Origin of the sequence: Phenylobacterium sp., from assembly GCF_030693625.1 — a bacterium.
Lineage (GTDB): Bacteria > Pseudomonadota > Alphaproteobacteria > Caulobacterales > Caulobacteraceae > Phenylobacterium > Phenylobacterium ferrooxidans.
This window is the reverse complement of sequence record NZ_JAUYAF010000095.1, coordinates 1-1308: the sequence shown is the minus strand read 5'-3', so window position 1 is coordinate 1308 and position 1308 is coordinate 1. Positions and strand designations below refer to the sequence as shown.

General features: G+C 67.3%; 1 protein-coding gene. It reads right to left on the bottom strand.

From position 1 onward, the window contains the following. Positions 1-1308 (bottom strand): TonB-dependent siderophore receptor (locus Q8N10_RS20880; RefSeq protein WP_305663991.1); only part of this gene is annotated, 1308 nt, incomplete at both ends.

Below are 1308 nucleotides of genomic sequence, written 5' to 3'. Positions count from 1 at the left end.
CCCAGGGCGGCGTTACCGGCGTTGGTGGTGAAGTTCGCCGTTTCCGCCGCGGTGCACTGATCGGCGTTGCCGGCTCGGCTGCCGTAGCCGCGGAGGCCGAGCTGCAGGCGGTTCACCGAAGTGTCCTGCAGGTTGTAGTTGTAGTCCTGCTCTTGATAGGTCAGGCCGAAGTCCCAGCCGATACCATTCTCGAACTTGCCCTTGAACCCGCCGGCGATGCGGAGGGTGTCGACCTTGTACGAGTAGTGGCTGTGACGGTCGCTCGTATAGGGATTGCCGGCGAAGCCCACGGGACGCCAGGCGGTCTGGCTGCCGGCGACGCCATAGAGGGCGGCGTTGGCGGCTTGGCTTTGGGCCGTGGCGAGGCCCTGGGCGCAGGTGGTGGCGTCGACACCATAGGGCAGCACCGGACCCGCGCAGTTCGCCGAGGCGATCTGGCTCACCAGGGCCAGCAGGCCGGGGTTGGTGTTGGGGATGTAGAACCGCGACTGTTCGCTGGTGCCCGTCGCCGGGATCGGCGAGACGCCGCCGCCGGCCGAGGCGCCGGACGGAGCGAAGGGAGCCGGGAACTGGTTGGGACCGGTGATCGCCCAGCTTTGGTTGGGCGTGTCGTGGGACGCGTAGAGGACCTCGACATTGCCTTCGATGTTGTCGGTGATGTCGACGTTCAGCTTGCCGTAGATCTGATAGTGATCTTCGTCTTCGATCAGGTTGTCGAAGCTCGTGTACTGGAAGTTGCACGAGGTGGGGCTGACGATGGTGGTGGTCAGGATGTAGGGCGCACCGCCGTTGGCCGCGCAGCCGATGTCCGGCAACGAGCCCGCGAAGGTGCCGGCCGTGGCCGCCGCCGCGGAGGTGGCGGTGTTGTACTGGCCCGGGTTGCCGGTGCCCGCCCAACCGCCCAGCGGGTTCTCAAGATAGCCGGTGGGGCCGGTGCGCAGCGCCCAGTCACGTTCGCTGACCGACATTTCCGACCGGTGGCGATAGCCGGCGGTCAGCAGCAGGTTGGCGCGATCGCCCCGGTAGCCGTAGGCGATGCTGCCTTCGTAGTCGCCGGGCGAACCCGAGATGCCCTGATAGTTGGCGTTGAGTTCAAAGCCCTGCAGATCGGTGCGGGTGATGAAGTTGACCACGCCGCCGATGGCGTCGGAGCCGTAGGTCGCCGCCGCGCCGTCCTTCAGGACTTCCACGCGGCCGATGGCGGCGGTGGGCAGCAGGTTGATATCCACCGAGGAGATCGCCTGGGGCGAGGTCGGCAGACGCCGACCGTTGAACAGCACCAGGGTCCGCGAGCCGGTGACGGCGGAG